This window comes from Pseudomonas sp. GW821-FHT10C09 (assembly GCF_059415465.1).
Window position 1 is genome coordinate 182,646 of the sequence record NZ_JBWKNG010000014.1, and the last position, 17,176, is coordinate 199,821.

The 17,176-nt window shown below is 61.1% G+C and carries 18 protein-coding genes; 14 read left to right on the plus strand and 4 right to left on the minus strand.

Annotation, left to right across the window (positions count from 1 at the left end; all coding sequences use genetic code 11):
* Positions 1–19: 19 nt before the first annotated feature.
* Positions 20–664: an orotate phosphoribosyltransferase gene (gene pyrE, locus AC07N8_RS16685; protein ID WP_483841665.1), complete on the minus strand. Its 645-nt coding sequence runs from the start codon at positions 662–664 to the stop codon at positions 20–22.
* An 82-nt stretch (positions 665–746) separates the two neighbouring features.
* Between pyrE and crc the strand changes: the two genes are divergently transcribed.
* Positions 747–1,526, plus strand: coding sequence for a catabolite repression control protein Crc (gene crc / locus AC07N8_RS16690; protein ID WP_007934608.1), 780 nt, complete (start codon positions 747–749; stop codon positions 1,524–1,526).
* A gap of 72 nt (positions 1,527–1,598) precedes the next feature.
* Here the strand turns inward: crc and AC07N8_RS16695 are convergent, their stop codons facing one another.
* Positions 1,599–1,967, minus strand: coding sequence for a DUF4870 domain-containing protein (locus AC07N8_RS16695; RefSeq protein WP_310262492.1), 369 nt, complete (start codon positions 1,965–1,967; stop codon positions 1,599–1,601).
* Positions 1,968–1,996: 29 nt separating this feature from the next.
* Complete coding sequence (gene rph / locus AC07N8_RS16700; RefSeq protein ID WP_010465211.1) at positions 1,997–2,719, minus strand: ribonuclease PH; 723 nt, start codon at positions 2,717–2,719, stop codon at positions 1,997–1,999.
* 268 nt (positions 2,720–2,987) lie between these two features.
* Here rph and AC07N8_RS16705 point away from each other — a divergent pair, with 268 nt between their 5' ends.
* From AC07N8_RS16705 to AC07N8_RS16735, 7 genes are all read left to right on the plus strand, one after another.
* Positions 2,988–3,851 carry a YicC/YloC family endoribonuclease gene (locus AC07N8_RS16705; RefSeq protein WP_483841664.1) on the plus strand — a complete coding sequence of 288 codons (864 nt, stop codon included), beginning with the start codon at positions 2,988–2,990 and terminating at the stop codon, positions 3,849–3,851.
* 12 nt (positions 3,852–3,863) lie between these two features.
* On the plus strand, positions 3,864–4,484 hold the full coding sequence (gmk, locus tag AC07N8_RS16710) for a guanylate kinase (RefSeq protein ID WP_483841663.1): 621 nt from the start codon (positions 3,864–3,866) through the stop codon (positions 4,482–4,484).
* Between the two features lie 167 nt (positions 4,485–4,651).
* Complete coding sequence (gene rpoZ / locus AC07N8_RS16715; protein WP_007894670.1) at positions 4,652–4,915, plus strand: DNA-directed RNA polymerase subunit omega; 264 nt, start codon at positions 4,652–4,654, stop codon at positions 4,913–4,915.
* Positions 4,916–4,972: 57 nt separating this feature from the next.
* Positions 4,973–7,078 (plus strand): bifunctional GTP diphosphokinase/guanosine-3',5'-bis pyrophosphate 3'-pyrophosphohydrolase, encoded by a 2,106-nt coding sequence (gene spoT / locus AC07N8_RS16720; protein ID WP_027926347.1) that lies wholly within the window; start codon positions 4,973–4,975, stop codon positions 7,076–7,078.
* 25 nt (positions 7,079–7,103) lie between these two features.
* Entirely contained in the window at positions 7,104–7,484 is a 381-nt protein-coding gene (locus tag AC07N8_RS16725; RefSeq protein ID WP_003229509.1) for a RidA family protein, read from the plus strand.
* Positions 7,485–7,540: 56 nt separating this feature from the next.
* Positions 7,541–8,281 (plus strand): hypothetical protein, encoded by a 741-nt coding sequence (locus tag AC07N8_RS16730; RefSeq protein WP_483841662.1) that lies wholly within the window; start codon positions 7,541–7,543, stop codon positions 8,279–8,281.
* Positions 8,282–8,361: 80 nt separating this feature from the next.
* Positions 8,362–9,096: a hypothetical protein gene (locus AC07N8_RS16735; protein WP_493144664.1), complete on the plus strand. Its 735-nt coding sequence runs from the start codon at positions 8,362–8,364 to the stop codon at positions 9,094–9,096.
* Between the two features lie 42 nt (positions 9,097–9,138).
* Here the strand turns inward: AC07N8_RS16735 and AC07N8_RS16740 are convergent, their stop codons facing one another.
* Positions 9,139–10,005 carry an SDR family oxidoreductase gene (locus AC07N8_RS16740; RefSeq protein ID WP_493144666.1) on the minus strand — a complete coding sequence of 289 codons (867 nt, stop codon included), beginning with the start codon at positions 10,003–10,005 and terminating at the stop codon, positions 9,139–9,141.
* 189 nt (positions 10,006–10,194) lie between these two features.
* On the opposite strand from AC07N8_RS16740, the gene exbB reads away from it, so the two are divergent.
* The 6 genes from exbB (at position 10,195) to AC07N8_RS16770 (ending at position 17,102) form a co-directional block, all read left to right on the plus strand.
* Positions 10,195–11,163, plus strand: coding sequence for a tonB-system energizer ExbB (gene exbB, locus AC07N8_RS16745; RefSeq protein ID WP_493144670.1), 969 nt, complete (start codon positions 10,195–10,197; stop codon positions 11,161–11,163).
* A 6-nt stretch (positions 11,164–11,169) separates the two neighbouring features.
* Positions 11,170–11,595 (plus strand): TonB system transport protein ExbD, encoded by a 426-nt coding sequence (exbD, locus tag AC07N8_RS16750; RefSeq protein ID WP_483841658.1) that lies wholly within the window; start codon positions 11,170–11,172, stop codon positions 11,593–11,595.
* Complete coding sequence (locus tag AC07N8_RS16755) at positions 11,592–12,341, plus strand: energy transducer TonB family protein (RefSeq protein WP_483841657.1); 750 nt, start codon at positions 11,592–11,594, stop codon at positions 12,339–12,341. The genes exbD and AC07N8_RS16755 overlap by 4 nt, the downstream gene beginning before the upstream one ends.
* 267 nt (positions 12,342–12,608) lie before the next feature.
* Complete coding sequence (locus AC07N8_RS16760; protein WP_027926341.1) at positions 12,609–13,538, plus strand: hydrogen peroxide-inducible genes activator; 930 nt, start codon at positions 12,609–12,611, stop codon at positions 13,536–13,538.
* A 9-nt stretch (positions 13,539–13,547) separates the two neighbouring features.
* On the plus strand, positions 13,548–15,623 hold the full coding sequence (gene recG, locus AC07N8_RS16765; protein WP_046030697.1) for an ATP-dependent DNA helicase RecG: 2,076 nt from the start codon (positions 13,548–13,550) through the stop codon (positions 15,621–15,623).
* Between the two features lie 78 nt (positions 15,624–15,701).
* Entirely contained in the window at positions 15,702–17,102 is a 1,401-nt protein-coding gene (locus AC07N8_RS16770; protein ID WP_493144674.1) for an aminoacyl-tRNA deacylase and HDOD domain-containing protein, read from the plus strand.
* The last annotated feature ends 74 nt before the right edge of the window (positions 17,103–17,176 follow it).

Sequence of the window (17,176 nt, forward strand, 5' to 3'; positions counted from 1 at the left end):
TCCCACAAGGGGATTGGTGTTACACGCCGAATTGGGCGCGGTACGCTTCTACGGCGGGCAAATGCTGCTTGAGCTGCGGATCGTCGGCGAGGAATTCCAGCACCTGGTTCAGCGAAACGATGCTGATCACCGGAATCGCGAAATCACGCTCCACTTCCTGAATCGCCGACAACTCACCGTTGCCACGCTCCTGACGGTTCAGGGCGATCAGCACGCCCTTGGCCTTGGCGCCGTCCTGGGAAGCGATGATCTGCATCACTTCACGAATCGCGGTGCCGGCGGTGATCACGTCGTCGATGATCAGCACGTCGCCGGTCAGCGGTGCGCCGACCAGGCTGCCGCCTTCGCCGTGGGCCTTGGCTTCTTTGCGGTTGAAGCACCACGGCAGATCGCGCTCGTGGTGTTCAGCCAGGGCCACTGCCGTGGTCGCCGCCAACGGGATGCCTTTGTAGGCCGGGCCAAACAACACGTCGAACGAAATACCGCTCTCGACGATGGCTGCTGCGTAGAAACGACCCAGCTGTGCAAGGGCCGAACCCGTGTTGAACAGGCCGGCGTTGAAGAAGTAAGGACTGGTGCGCCCGGACTTCAGGGTGAACTCACCGAAGCGCAAAACGCCGCGATCGATGGCAAAACGAATGAAATCGCGCTGATACGCTTGCATGAAAAAAACCCCAAATACCACGGATTTAGCTAATTAGGTTGACGCCGTGTATCATACACGCACGCGATTTTTGGGGCCATTTATGCGGATCATCAGTGTGAACGTCAATGGTATTCAGGCTGCAGTCGAGCGTGGTTTGCTCAGTTGGCTGCAAGCACAGAATGCCGACGTCATCTGCCTGCAGGACACCCGCGCCTCCGCCTTTGAACTGGACGATCCAGCCTTCCAACTGGATGGCTACTTCCTTTATGCCTGCGAAGCCGAAGTTCCTGCCCAGGGTGGCGTGGCTTTGTATTCGCGGTTGCAACCGAAGGCAGTCATCAGCGGTCTCGGCTTCGAGACGGCCGACCGCTACGGGCGTTACCTGCAAGCCGATTTCGACAAGGTCAGCATCGCGACCTTGCTGCTCCCTTCGGGGCAGAATGGCGATGAAGACTTGAACCAGAAGTTCAAGCTAATGGACGACTTCGCCCGTTATCTGGATAAACAGCGACGCAAACGTCGCGAGTACATTTACTGTGGCTCGCTGTACGTGGCGCAACAGAAGCTGGATATCAAGAACTGGCGCGACAGCCAGCAATCCCCGGGCTTCCTGGCACCTGAACGTGCCTGGATGGACGAGATTGTCGGCAACATGGGGTATGTAGATGCCCTGCGCGAAGTCAGCCGTGAAGGCGACCAGTACAGCTGGTGGCCGGACAACGAACAGGCTGAGATGCTCAACCTGGGCTGGCGTTTCGACTACCAGTTGCTGACCCCGGGCCTGCGCCGCTTTGTTCGCAGTGCGCGCCTGCCACGTCAGCCACGGTTCTCGCAGCATGCACCGCTGATCGTGGACTACGACTGGACGCTGACTATCTAAGCGTCGTTTCGCAGATGCAAAAAAGCCGACATCACTGTCGGCTTTTTTGTGGGTGACGATTTGTGTGGGGGCTTACTTGATCAACCGCCAGGTGAATGGGTAACGATAAGGGAACCCTTCGTTAGCCTTCACGCCAGCAATGATCGTCAGCACCAATGCGCCAATCGCCACCAGGCCAAACATGAAGAACCCGATAATCACCACCATCAGCAAGAAGCAGATGGTGGAGGCAATGGCGACGGTGATCTGAAAGTTCAGCGCTTCCTTGCCCTGCGCATCAACAAACGGGTCCATCTCGCGCTTCATCTGCCAGAGAATCAGCGGGCCGATCAGCGTGCCGAATGGAATCCAGATCCCCAGCAAGGCGGACAAGTGACAAAACATCGCCCACTGCCGAGCCTCTTTGCTCGGGATGGGAAGCAGCTCTTGCTCATCACTCATAACGTCCTCCTTGGTTGAAGCGGGTCCGATCAGTCGGCCAGTGCAGCCTTTTGCAGTTCAAAGATTTCGGTCATGCCTTTCTTCGCCAGTTCCAGCATGGCGTTCAGCTCTTCAGGCTGGAACGGCGCGCCTTCGGCAGTGCCTTGAACTTCGATGAAACCGCCGGTGCTGGTCATCACCACGTTCAGGTCGGTCTCGGCAGCCGAGTCTTCCAGGTAGTCGAGATCGAGCACAGGTTCGCCCTGGTACATGCCCACGGAAACGGCCGCGATCATTTGCTTCAACGGGTCGCCGCCTTTCAGGCCGCCGCGCTTCTTGATCACTTTCAAGGCATCGACCAGGGCAACCATGGCGCCGGTGATGGACGCGGTGCGGGTGCCGCCGTCAGCCTGGATCACGTCGCAGTCGACGTACAGAGTTACGTCGCCGAGCTTGGACATGTCCAGCGAAGCACGCAGGGAACGACCGATCAGACGCTGGATCTCCAAGGTACGGCCGCCTTGCTTGCCACGGCTCGCTTCACGCTGGTTACGCTCGCCAGTGGCGCGCGGCAGCATGCCGTATTCGGCGGTCAACCAGCCCTGGCCCTGGCCTTTGAGGAAACGCGGCACGCCGTTTTCAACGCTGACGGTGCAGATGACTTTGGTATCACCGAACTCGACCAGTACAGAACCCTCGGCGTGTTTGGTGTAGTTGCGGGTAATGCGGATCGAGCGGAGCTGATCGGCAGCGCGACCACTTGGACGTTTCATAGGGAATACCTGTACGGGGGACGGAAAACTGCCGAGCATTATAGAGCCGCTGGCCACGACTGGGCACTTCTAAAAAATCCGCCCGACGACCGAAGGCCCTGAACAGCGCTTTACCGACGGCCTGCAGCCCTTTTGTCACACCGTGTGTTTGGGCGCATCCGCCCCACTGCGCTACAATCCTGCGCCTTTGCTGCCTGTCGGCTTTAATTCACAGATATCGGGCCCGCGAAACCTTTGGTAACGCAAACCCGACTTGCGAGGTACCTCCATGGTGCACAGCATGACCGCCTTCGCCCGCGTAGAAAAAGCCGGCACCCAAGGCACCCTGAGCTGGGAACTGCGCTCGGTCAACAGCCGCTACCTGGAGCCGCACTTGCGCCTGCCGGAGTCCTTTCGGGATCTCGAAGGCGCGGTCCGCGAAGCCCTTCGCCAGGGCATCTCACGGGGCAAGCTTGAATGCACCCTGCGCTTTACCGAAGAAAACACCGACAAACCACTGCAAGTGGACCGCGAGCGCGCCGCGCAATTGGTCGCCGCCGCCGAGACGATTGCCAGCCTGATCAAGAACCCTGCGGCGCTCAACCCGCTGGAAGTACTGGCCTGGCCCGGCGTACTGGTAGGCGACGCCACCGACCCGCAAGCCTTGAATGCCGAGGCGTTGGCGCTGTTCAACGAAGGCCTGAAAGAACTCAAGGCCGGCCGCGAGCGCGAAGGCGCGGAACTGGCGCGATTGATCAACGATCGCCTGACCTCCATTGAGGAAGACGTCGTCACCCTGCGTGAACTGGTCCCGCAGATGCTCGCCACCCAGCGCCAGAAAGTCCTCGACCGCTTCACCGACATGAAGGCCGACCTCGACCCGCAGCGTCTGGAGCAGGAAATGGTCATGCTCGCGCAAAAGAGCGACGTCGCCGAAGAACTGGATCGCCTGAGCACTCACATCATCGAAGTACGCCGGGTGCTCAAATCCGGCGGCGCTGCTGGTCGGCGCCTGGACTTCCTGATGCAGGAGCTCAACCGCGAAGCCAACACACTGGGCTCCAAAGCCTTCGACCCGCGCAGCACCCAGGCGGCGGTCAACCTCAAAGTGTTGATCGAGCAGATGCGCGAACAAGTGCAGAATATTGAGTAAGGCAAACCCGACATGACCCACAGCACCGGCACCCTGTACATCATTTCCGCCCCTTCGGGCGCGGGCAAGAGCAGCCTGGTCAAGGCCCTGACCGACGCTGATCAGGAGATCCGTGTCTCGGTCTCCCACACCACCCGCGCCATGCGTCCCGGTGAAGTGAATGGCGTGAATTATCACTTCGTCGACCGCAGCGACTTCGTGAAGATGATCGAGCACGGCGATTTCCTCGAGCGCGCCGAAGTATTCGGCAATCTCTACGGCACCTCGCAAAGCCACCTGCAACAGACGCTGGACGAAGGTCACGACCTGATTCTGGAAATTGACTGGCAGGGTGCCGAGCAAGTGCGCAAGTTGATGCCCCAGGCCCGTTCGATCTTCATTCTGCCGCCGTCCCTGGAAGCCTTGCACCAGCGCCTGAACAATCGCGGCCAGGACAGCAACGAGGTCATTGAAGGCCGGATGCGCGAAGCCGTCAGCGAAATGAGCCACTACGTCGACTACGATTACCTGATCATCAACGACGATTTCGCCCACGCGCTGCGCGATTTGCAGGCAATTTTCCGCGCTAATCAGCTGCATCAGAAGCGCCAGCAGCAGCGTAACGGAAAACTTTTGGCCGAATTGCTCAGCTAAACAGCACTTCCCAAAACCGCTGCAAGGGCTTTACATTGGCACTTGCAGCGCGTTGAAGGGCTTGGTCAAAAAATCAGCGCTTCCCTAAACGCTGGTGATTTTTTAAACTGTTCAGTCCGCTCGCCCACCCGGGCAGCGCGCATATTGCATTCGCTCCGAGGAATACCATGGCCCGCGTAACCGTTGAAGACTGCCTGAACCACGTGGAAAACCGTTTTGAACTGGTCATGCTGTCCACCAAGCGTGCCCGTCAACTGGCCACCGGCGGCAAAGAGCCCCTGGTTCAGTGGGAAAACGACAAGCCTACCGTTGTAGCCCTGCGCGAAATCGCGGAAGGCCTGATGAGCTACGAGTTCATCGCCAACGCTGAAATCGTCGAAGACGAACCGCTGTTCGCAGCGTTCGAGGACGAGTCCAACGAGGCCGTCTAAGCCTATGCCTGGTCGACGTAGCACGGCGCGGGGTCACAGCGAACGGCAGGAGTTATCATGCCGAGCATAGACGCCCTCGCCGATCGCTTATCGACCTACCTCGGCAAGGACCAGGTCAACCTGGTTCGCCGAGCGTACTTCTACGCCGAACAAGCTCACGACGGTCAACGCCGCCGTAGCGGTGAGGCGTACGTCACGCACCCTCTTGCCGTGGCGAATATTCTTGCCGACATGCACATGGACCATCAGAGCCTGATGGCCGCGATGCTGCATGACGTGATCGAAGACACCGGTATTGCCAAAGAAGCGCTGCAAGCGCAGTTCGGTGAAACCGTGGCCGAACTGGTCGACGGGGTCAGCAAACTGACCCAGATGAACTTCGAGACCAAAGCCGAAGCCCAGGCCGAAAACTTCCAGAAAATGGCCATGGCCATGGCGCGCGACATTCGCGTGATCCTGGTCAAGCTTGCCGACCGCCTGCACAACATGCGCACGCTGGAAGTCCTGTCCGGTGAAAAGCGCCGGCGGATCGCCAAGGAAACGCTGGAAATCTATGCGCCCATCGCCAACCGGCTGGGCATGCACGCCATCCGCATAGAATTCGAAGACCTCGGCTTCAAGGCCATGCACCCGATGCGTTCCGCGCGGATCAACCAGGCGGTCAAACGCGCCCGGGGCAACCGCAAGGAAATCGTCAACAAGATCGAAGAGTCCCTCAGCCACTGCCTGGCCGTCGACGGCATTCAAGGCGAGGTCAGCGGTCGCCAGAAACACCTCTACGGCATCTACAAGAAAATGCGAGGCAAGCGTCGGGCCTTCAACGAGATCATGGACGTGTATGCGTTCCGGATCATCGTCGACAAGGTCGACACCTGCTATCGCGTGCTGGGTGCTGTACATAATTTGTACAAACCGTTGCCGGGTCGTTTCAAGGATTACATCGCGATCCCCAAGGCCAACGGCTATCAGTCGCTGCACACCACGTTGTTCGGCATGCACGGCGTTCCGATCGAGATCCAGATCCGCACCCGTGAAATGGAAGAGATGGCCAACAACGGCATCGCCGCCCATTGGCTGTACAAGTCCAGCGGCGACGAGCAGCCAAAAGGCACGCATGCCCGCGCCCGCCAGTGGGTCAAAGGCGTGCTGGAAATGCAGCAACGCGCCGGCAACTCGCTGGAATTCATCGAAAGCGTGAAGATCGACCTGTTCCCGGACGAGGTCTACGTGTTCACGCCCAAAGGCCGGATCATGGAGCTGCCCAAAGGCTCCACGGCGGTCGACTTCGCTTACGCGGTGCACACCGACGTCGGCAACAGCTGCATTGCCTGCCGGATCAATCGTCGTCTCGCACCGCTGTCCGAACCGCTGCAAAGCGGCTCCACGGTCGAGATCGTCAGCGCGCCCGGCGCGCGGCCGAACCCGGCGTGGCTCAACTTCGTGGTCACGGGCAAGGCGCGGACACACATCCGCCACGCGCTGAAACTACAACGCCGCTCCGAATCCATCAGCCTCGGCGAACGCTTGCTGAACAAGGTACTGAACGGCTTCGACAGTTCGCTGGAAAAAATCCAGCCCGAACGCGTCACGGCGATGCTGGCCGAGTACCGCCTGGAACTGATCGAAGACCTGCTGGAAGACATCGGCCTGGGCAATCGCATGGCTTATGTGGTCGCCCGCCGCCTGCTTGGCGAAGGCGAACAGCTGCCAAGCCCGGAAGGCCCGCTGGCGATTCGCGGCACCGAAGGTCTGGTCCTCAGTTACGCCAAGTGCTGCACACCGATCCCGGGCGACCCGATTGTCGGTCACCTGTCTGCGGGCAAAGGCATGGTTGTGCACTTGGACAACTGCCGCAACATCAGCGAAATCCGCCATAACCCGGAAAAATGCATCCAGCTCTCGTGGGCCAAGGATGTCACCGGCGAATTCAACGTCGAGCTGCGCGTCGAACTGGAACATCAGCGCGGCCTGATCGCCCTGCTGGCCAGCAGCGTCAACGCGGCCGACGGCAATATCGAAAAAATCAGCATGGACGAACGCGATGGTCGCATCAGCGTGGTCCAACTGGTGGTCAGCGTGCACGACCGTGTGCACCTGGCTCGCGTGATCAAGAAACTGCGTGCCTTGACCGGGGTGATTCGCATCACCCGCATGCGTGCGTAAAGCCCACTCTTACAAGGAGTCATTCATGACCAAGACTGTTATCACCAGCGACAAGGCCCCGGCCGCCATCGGTACTTATTCCCAGGCGATCAAGGCTGGCAACACTGTTTACATGTCGGGTCAGATTCCTCTGGACCCAAAAACCATGGAACTGGTTGAAGGCTTCGAAGCCCAGACCGTCCAGGTGTTCGAGAACCTCAAAGCCGTGGCCGAAGCTGCCGGTGGTTCGTTCAAAGACATCGTCAAACTGAACATCTTCCTCACCGACCTGAGCCACTTCGCCAAGGTCAACGAGATCATGGGCAAGTACTTTGACCAGCCTTACCCTGCCCGCGCCGCCATCGGCGTGGCGGCCCTGCCAAAGGGTTCGCAGGTTGAGATGGATGCCATTCTGGTCATCGAGTAAACGTGCGGCGCAGCCTTCCAAAGGCTGCGCCGATCTTGTCTTGAAAGGATTCCACCATGCGCCATGCGCTAGCCCTCTCGCTGGTCGCCCTACTCTTGGGCGGTTGTGCCAGCAACCCTGCCGATCGTGACATCAGCGGCACCTGGATCAATCAGGTGGCGATTGACGCTGCAGCCAAAGGCGCTCCCCTGCGCGAAGCGCTCCAGGCCTATGGCCCGAACCTGGAATGGGACGTCAATACCAAGGCCGGTCAGGCCCGCTACACCAACGGTTTTGAAAACGTCGACGGCAAGCTGCTGGGCGAAGAGTCCGGCGCCTGGAAGATCGAGTTTTATGGCAGTTCCGCTAGTGAGTTGAAACGCGACGGCAAGCAACTGCGCCAGGCCGCGCTCGATAGCGAACCGGCCCAGGTCTTCGACCGCGCGCAGATCCAGGTACCGGAAGGTGCACCGGTGGGTGCGAGCTTCGAACGTGCGCTGTATACGGAATACATGGGTGGCAGCTGGAATATTGTCAGCGGTCCGGGCGAAGGCAATACCGTGCAATTCCAGGCTGACGGCCAGGTTGCCGGCCTGCCCGGTGCAGACCGCTATGCCTTGTGCCTGGCGGGCGATTGCGCGTCGATGAGCGGCGGCAACGACAACATGTGGCTGCAACTGAACGGCCAAGGCAACACCTGGATCTTTGCGCGCAAGGGCAAGGAACTGGAAATTTTCCAGGCGGTGAACACCGCACAGGCTGACGAAATGCCGCAGTTCAGCCCGGGCGACCGCAAGTGGTTGCTGGAAAAACAGTGATACAGAATACAGGAGCCTACGGGCTCCTTTTTCTTTAGCCTGCACCGTCGAATTCTCTGACCGCCCTTCAAGGATTGATCATGCGCCCACTGCTTTTCCTTGGCCTGTTGCTGCTCGGCGGCTGCACCTCCATGCCCGCAGAAACGGACATCAGCGGCCTCTGGATCAATCAGGCGGCCATCGATGCGGCGGCCCAAGGCCAGTCCTTACATGAATCCTTGAACACCCATGGCCGGAATCTGGAGTGGGACATCAACTCCCGCACCGGCAAGGCGCAAGTGAGCAGCGGTTTTGAGCGGGGTGAAGGCCAGCTGCTGCAAAAGTCAGCCAATGCCTGGACCGTCGACTACAACGGCTATGGCACTGACGAGCTGCGCCTGGATGGCAAGCGACTGACTCAACTGGCCAAGGAGCACGTCCCCCAGCAGGTGTTCAGTCGCCCCACCAAGACCGCCAAACCGCATGCAAAGTGGGCGGGCACTTTCAGGAGCGCCCTGAACGCGGCTTACATGGGCGGACAGTGGAAAATCATCGACAGTCATGGAACAGGTCAATTGGTCGTGTTTACCGAAGATGGCCATGTCTCAGGGTTACCGGGAACCGACCGATACGAGTTATGCCTTGACGGTGATTGCGCCAGCCAAGGCGCAGGCAATGACACCTTGTACCTGGGCACGGGTGCCCGTAGTGACACATGGATTTTCGTCCGCAAAGGCAAGCAACTGGAGATTTTCCAGGCGCTGAACACCGCACAGGCTGACGAAATACCGCAGTTCACCCCCGGCCCGCGCCAGTGGCTGCTGGTAAAACAATGACCCCATAACAAAGGCGCCCGCGGGCGCCTGTTGTTTAGAGGTTCACTCAGCTCGATTCCCCTGGGCAAGTATCGCGGCATAACCTTCGCGGTAACTTGGATACTTTGGCGTCCAGCCCAACGCTTTGGCCCGCGCATTACTGCAACGCTTGCTCCCCGTACGCCGCACGCTTGAGTCTTCATCCCATTCCGTCACGCCCAGATACTCGCGCAACCAGCCCACCACTTCGGCCAGCGGTGCAGGTGCATCGTCGACGCCGATATAAACGTCATCCAGCGCCACACCGCGACGATCCGCTTCCAGCAGATACGCCATCAACCCAGCCGCATCGTCCGCGTGAATACGGTTGGCGTACAACGGTGGATCGACGGCCACGCGATAGCCGCGACGAACCTGCGTCAGCAGCCATTCGCGGCCCGGGCCGTAAATGCCGGTCAAGCGCAGAATGCTCGCCGGGATGCCGCTTTGCAGTGCCACCTGCTCAGCCTCCAGCATCAAGCGACCTGAATAGCCCGTGGCAATAGTCGGCGAGGACTCGTCGACCCATTCACCCTCCTGCTGGCCATACACACTGCTGCTGGACACAAACAGCAGCCGTTCCGGCACTTGCCCATAGTCGCTCAGCCACTCCAGCACATGCTGTAAGCCCTGCACATAAGCAGCGCGATAACCGGCCTCGTCGTGATCGGTAGCCGCCGCGCAATACACCAGGTAATCCACTGCACCGATGGGCCAGGTCTCGGGGCAGTCCTCTTTGAACAAGTCGCCGGCAACGCCAATCACGCCCTCGGGCAGGCGTGAAACGTCACGCCTCAGGCCATGGACCTCCCACCCGCCAGCCACCAATTGCGTGGCCAGACGACTGCCGACATCACCGCAACCGGCGATCAAAACTGAGGGTGTGGACATCGAAAAACTCCCATCGCAAAGCCACAGACTAGCGCCGGCACAGGACGAGCGGCTAGTAATGCAGGAAAAAAAGAGACTCTATTACTTTTGTTAACAAGAATTACTTGCAATAATGCACGCCACTTTTGTTCTCGGCCTCACGAGGCCTGGAAGAACATTAACCGTCTTTTCCTCTCAGGTCCGGCCAGCATGACACGCAATCAATTCTCCGCTTCGCCAACCAAACGCCCTCGCGCCTGGAGCGCAGTGGCCGCTCTGCTGCTGAGCCTGATGCTCGCGCCGACCGCCGCGTTCGCTGACGCACAAGCACCCGCCACGCCGGCTGCCGCCGCGGCACCAGCACCTGCCGATCACGCGACCCCTGCCGCTGCACCAGCCGCGACCGATCCGGCTCAGGCTGTTGACGCTGCAGACGTGCCTGAAGTGCTCGAACCCGACAATACCCTGGGCATGGCCCACGACCTGTCGCCGTGGGGCATGTACCAGAACGCCGATATTATCGTGAAAATCGTGATGATCGGTCTGGCCATTGCTTCGATCATCACCTGGACCATCTGGATCGCCAAAGGCCTTGAGCTGATGGGCGCCAAGCGTCGCCTGCGCAGCGAAATCGTCCACCTGAAGAAAGCCACCACCCTTAAAGAAGCCAGCGCGACCGCCACCAAGGAAGGCACCCTCGCCAACCTGTTGGTGCATGACGCCCTGGAAGAGATGCGCCTGTCGGTCAACAGCCGCGAGAAAGAAGGCATCAAGGAACGCGTTGCCTTCCGTCTCGAACGCCTGGTGGCAGCTTGCGGTCGCAACATGAGCAGCGGCACCGGCGTCCTCGCCACCATCGGTTCCACCGCGCCGTTCGTGGGTCTGTTCGGTACCGTGTGGGGCATCATGAACAGCTTCATCGGCATCGCCAAAACCCAGACCACCAACCTCGCCGTTGTCGCACCCGGCATTGCCGAAGCCCTGCTGGCGACCGCGCTGGGTCTGGTTGCAGCGATCCCGGCCGTGGTGATCTACAACGTCTTCGCCCGCTCCATCGCCGGCTACAAGGCTCAAGTGTCCGACGCTTCGGCTGAAGTCCTGCTGCTGGTCAGCCGTGACCTCGATCACCTGCCGACCGCCGAGCGCTCCACGCAACCGCACATGGTCAAAGTAGGGTAATCAGCCATGGGCTTGCATTTGAAAGAAGGCGCAGACGACGATCTGGCCGAGAACCACGAAATCAACGTCACGCCGTTCATCGACGTGATGCTGGTGCTGTTGATCATCTTCATGGTGGCCGCCCCGCTGGCCACCGTGGACATCAAGGTCGACCTGCCCGCTTCCACCGCCAAACCGGCGCCACGTCCGGAAAAACCGGTGTTCCTCAGCGTCAAGGCTGACCAGCGCCTGTTCCTCGGTGAAGACGAAGTGAAGGCCGAAGCCCTCGGCGCCACGCTGGACGCCAAGACCCAGGGCAAGAAAGACACCACGATCTTCTTCCAGGCCGATAAAGGCGTGGATTACGGCGACCTGATGAGCGTGATGGACAACCTGCGCTCCGCCGGATACCTGAAGGTGGGTCTGGTCGGTCTCGAGTCAGTCAAGAAATGATCACGACGCGCCATAAGCTGACGCGTTACAGCGGGAGCCTGGCCGTGGTGCTGGGCGTCCATGCACTGGCCATCGCGCTGGCGCTGAACTGGACGTCGCGCCCGCCGATCGAGCTGCCGCCGCAAGCCATGTTGGTCGAGTTGGCACCCGTCCCGGCACCGCCACCGCCTGCACCGCCGAAGGTCATCACGCCGCCGCAACCACCGGCGCCGGTGGAAGAGCTGCCGATCCCGAAACTGGCTGAAGCGCCGAAGGCCGAGATTGCCGTGCCCAAGCCGGTCAAACCCAAGCCGAAGCCGCAACCGCCCAAGCCTGTGGAGAAAAAGCCGGAGCCGCCGAAGGAAAAGCCGTCCGAGGCTAAACCGAGCGACGCGCAACCGACTCAGGCGCCAACGGAGAAATCCGCACAACCGGTACAAGGCCCATCCGCTGCACAGCAGGCGGCCAAGGCCAGTTGGGAAGGCACCTTGCTCGCTCACCTGGGCAAGTACAAAAAGTACCCGGCCAGTGCGCAGAATCGGGGCAAGGAAGGCACCAACCGCCTGCGTTTCGTCGTCGATGGTCAAGGTAATGTGTTGTCATTCGAACTGGTGGGCCAGTCAGGCGTTGCCGATCTGGACCGGGCCACTCTGGAAATGATCCGCCGCGCCCAGCCGCTGCCCAAGCCACCGGCCGACATGCTCACCAACGGCACCATCGAAATCACGGCACCGTTCCTGTATTCCCTGGAAAAACGCCGCCGCTAAAAGCAACACCGACCCAATGTGGGAGCGAGCCTGCTCGCGAAAGCGGTGTAACTGTCACGAAGATGTTGAAGGCAATGGCCTCTTCGCGAGCAGGTTCGCTCCCACAGGGTTAAGTGCAAAGCCATGGAGGCACCCGAAAGGTGCCTTTTGCGTATCTGCCAGCGGCAAACACGCATTACCCGGTGTCACTCAACACACTCACTCTGATAACGTGCGTCTATCGATTGCAGCCGTTATGCTTGGCGCGCAACTTCATGGACGCTTGCTATGACTCTCACAGAATTACGCTACATCGTCACCCTCGCCCAAGAGCAGCATTTCGGCCACGCGGCCGAGCGTTGCCACGTCAGCCAGCCGACCCTGTCGGTGGGCGTGAAAAAGCTTGAAGACGAACTCGGTGTGCTGATTTTCGAGCGCAGCAAGAGCGCCGTGCGCCTGACCCCGGTCGGCGAAGGCATCGTGGCCCAGGCGCAAAAAGTCCTGGAGCAAGCCCAAGGCATCCGCGAACTGGCCCAGGCCGGCAAGAACCAGCTGACCGCCCCGCTGAAAGTCGGCGCCATCTACACCGTCGGCCCGTACCTGTTCCCGCACCTGATTCCGCAACTGCACCGGGTCGCCCCGCAGATGCCGTTGTACATCGAAGAAAACTTCACCCACGTGCTGCGCGACAAACTGCGCAACGGCGAGCTCGACGCGATCATCATCGCCCTGCCGTTCAACGAAGCCGACGTCCTGACCCTGCAGCTCTACGACGAGCCGTTCTACGTCCTGATGCCGGCCCAGCACCCGTGGACCCAAAAAGAATCCATCGACGCCAGCCTGCTCAACGACAAGAGCCTGCTGCTGCTCGGCGAAGGCCACTGCTTCCGCGATCAAGTGCTGGAAGCCTGCCCGACCCTGACCAAAGGCAACGACGGCGCCAAGCACACCACGGTGGAATCCAGCTCCCTGGAAACCATCCGCCACATGGTCGCCTCCGGCCTGGGCATCTCGATCCTGCCGCTCTCGGCTGTCGACAGCCATCACTACGCCCCCGGCGTAATCGAAGTGCGCCCACTGACGCCGCCGGTGCCGTTCCGCACCGTGGCCATCGCCTGGCGCGCCAGCTTCCCGCGGCCGAAGGCAATTGAAATCCTCGCTGACTCCATTCGCCTGTGCTCGGTGGCCAAGCCGTCCGTGCCGGTGGTGGCGGCGTAAGTTGCTGTCATGACCGAGTTGTCGCAAGTGTCGGTGACGGCACTCAAGGGTGTCGGCGAGGCCATGGCCGAGAAGCTGGCCAAGGTCGGCCTGGAGAATCTTCAGGACGTGCTGTTTCACCTGCCACTGCGCTATCAGGACCGCACCCGTGTGGTCCCGATTGGCCATTTGCGACCGGGGCAAGACGCCGTGATCGAAGGCACCGTCAGCGGCGCCGACGTGGTCATGGGCCGTCGCCGCAGCCTCGTCGTGCGCCTGCAAGACGGCACCGGCGGGCTCAGCCTGCGCTTCTACCATTTCAGTAACGCGCAGAAAGAAGGCCTCAAACGCGGCACGCGGATTCGCTGCTACGGCGAAGCGCGGCCCGGTGCCTCGGGGCTGGAAATCTACCACCCGGAATACCGCGCCATTACCGGTGACGAACCGCCGCCGGTGGATGAAACCCTGACCCCGGTGTACCCGCTCACCGAAGGCCTGACCCAGCAGCGTTTGCGCCAACTGTGCATGCAAACCCTGACGATGCTCGGCCCGACCAGCCTGCCCGACTGGCTGCCGACCGAACTGGCGCGGGACTATCAACTGGCGCCGCTGGCCGATGCGATCCGCTACCTGCATCACCCGCCCGCCGATGCCGACGTCGACGAACTCGCCCTCGGTCATCACTGGGCGCAGCACCGTCTGGCCTTCGAAGAACTGCTGACCCATCAACTGTCCCAGCAGCGGTTGCGCGAGAGCATGCGCTCCCTGCGCGCACCCGCCATGCCGAAAGCCACGACGCTGCCGGCCAAGTACCTGGCCAATCTGGGTTTCGCACCCACCGGCGCACAGCAACGAGTCGGCAACGAAATCGCTTACGACCTGAGCCAGCACGAACCGATGCTGCGCCTGATTCAGGGCGACGTCGGCGCGGGCAAAACCGTGGTCGCCGCCCTCGCCGCGCTTCAGGCGTTGGAAGCCGGTTATCAGGTCGCACTGATGGCGCCCACCGAGATCCTCGCCGAGCAGCACTTCATCACCTTCAAGCGCTGGCTCGAACCGCTGGGCATCGAAGTCGCGTGGCTGGCCGGCAAGCTCAAGGGCAAGAACCGCGTCGCCGCGCTGGAACAGATCGCCAGCGGCACGCCGATGGTGGTCGGCACCCACGCGCTGTTCCAGGACGAAGTGCAGTTCAAGAACCTCGCGCTGGTGATCATCGACGAACAGCACCGCTTCGGCGTGCAACAGCGTCTGGCGCTGCGGCAGAAAGGTGTCGGTGGGCGCATGTGTCCACATCAGCTGATCATGACCGCGACACCGATTCCACGGACGCTGGCCATGAGTGCCTACGCGGACCTCGACACCTCGATCCTCGACGAACTGCCGCCCGGTCGAACGCCGGTCAACACCGTGTTGATCACCGACACCCGGCGCGTTGAAGTCATCGAACGGGTGCGCGGTGCCTGCGCTGAAGGGCGCCAGGCCTATTGGGTGTGCACGCTGATTGAAGAATCGGAAGAGCTGACCTGTCAGGCCGCCGAAACCACTTACGAAGACCTCACCGCCGCCCTCGGCGAGTTGAAGGTCGGGCTGATCCACGGCCGCATGAAGCCGGTGGAAAAAGCCGCCGTGATGGCCGAATTCAAGGCCGGCAACCTGCAACTGCTGGTCGCCACCACCGTGATCGAAGTCGGCGTCGACGTCCCGAACGCCAGCCTGATGATCATCGAAAACCCTGAACGCCTCGGCCTCGCGCAATTACACCAATTGCGCGGCCGTGTCGGTCGAGGCAGCGCCGCCAGCCATTGCGTGCTGCTCTACCATCCGCCGCTGTCGCAAATTGGTCGTCAGCGCCTCGGTATCATGCGTGAAACCAACGACGGTTTTGTCATCGCCGAAAAAGACCTCGAACTGCGCGGCCCCGGCGAAATGCTCGGCACGCGCCAGACCGGCCTGCTGCAATTCAAGGTCGCCGACCTGATGCGCGACGCCGATCTATTGCCCGCCGTGCGCGACGCCGCCCAGGCATTGCTGGAGCGCTGGCCGGACCACGTCAGCCCGCTGCTCGACCGCTGGCTGCGCCATGGGCAGCAATACGGCCAAGTGTGAGCACCGTCGCAGTTTGTGGACGATGCTTTTAAACAAGCTGGTTATACTCCTGCGATTGTTTGAATACGGATACAGACCATGACTGAAGCTGCCCTCGCCCCAGAACCCCTGCACGCTCCGTCTGTTATTCGGTTGCTGCTGGGCAAATTGGGGATTGCCTACGAAGAAGTGCTGGACCACCACGGCCTGAACGCCTCGCGCAAAGTACAAGCCGTGTTGCTGGATGACGCCGTTGGCGCGCTGATGGTGCTGTTCCCGCAAAGCCAATTGCTGGACCTCAATCGCCTCGCCGAACTGACCGGCCGCCGCCTCACTGCCGTGCCCACCGAACGCCTGGTGAAGATGCTCGGCAAACACAGCCTCAGCCTGCTGCCCGGTCTGCCGGCGCTGACCAGTTCGCCGTGCCTGTACGAAGAAAGCCTGCTGCGCGAACCGAAGTTGCTGATCAACTCGGGCGAGCCGGGCCTGCTGCTGGAAATCACCAGCGAAGATTTCAAGACCATGCTGACCAAGGCCAGCGCCGCCAACTTCGGCGAGAACCTGACCAGCATCCGCCCCAACCTCGACCGCCCCGACGATGACCGCAAGGAAATCACCCAGGCCGTTCAAGTGTTCACCGCACGACGCATCCAGCAACGCCTGGAAGAGACCATCGAGATTCCGCCGCTGGCCGAGACCGCGCAGAAAATCATCAAGCTGCGCGTCGACCCCAACGCCACCATCGACGACATCACCGGCGTCGTCGAAACCGACCCGGCGCTGGCCGCGCAAGTCGTCAGCTGGGCCGCGTCGCCGTACTACGCCTCGCCGGGCAAGATTCGTTCGGTGGAAGATGCGATCGTGCGGGTCCTGGGTTTCGACCTGGTGATCAACCTCGCGCTGGGCCTGGCCCTGGGCAAAACCCTGAGCCTGCCCAAAGACCACCCGCAACACGCCACGCCGTACTGGCAGCAATCGATCTACACCGCCGCCGTCATCGAAGGCCTGACCCGTGCCATGCCGCGCGCCCAGCGCCCGGAAGCCGGCCTGACCTACCTCGCCGGCCTGCTGCATAACTTCGGCTACTTGCTGCTGGCCCACGTCTTCCCGCCGCACTTCTCGCTGATCTGCCGCCACCTGGAAGTCAACCAGCACCTGTGCCACAGCTATGTCGAGCAACACCTGCTGGGCATCAGCCGCGAACAGATCGGCTCATGGCTGATGCGCTACTGGGACATGCCCGAAGAACTGGCCACCGCCCTGCGCTTCCAGCACGACCCGCACTACGACGGCGACTACGCCGAATACCCGAACCTCGTCTGCCTGGCCGTGCGCCTGCTACGCGGCCGCGGCATCGGCTCCGGCCCGGATGAAGACATCCCCGAAGCATTGCTGGAGCGCGTCGGCCTGAGCCGCGAAAAAGCCAACGACGTCGTCACCAAAGTCCTCGAAGCCGAAGTCCTGCTGCGCGAACTGGCTTCGCAATTCAGCCAGGCCTAAAAAAGGTTCTTCACGGATTACCGGGAAAGACGCTCTTGATCTTCATGAAAAAGAATTCGCTATCCCGGTAACCG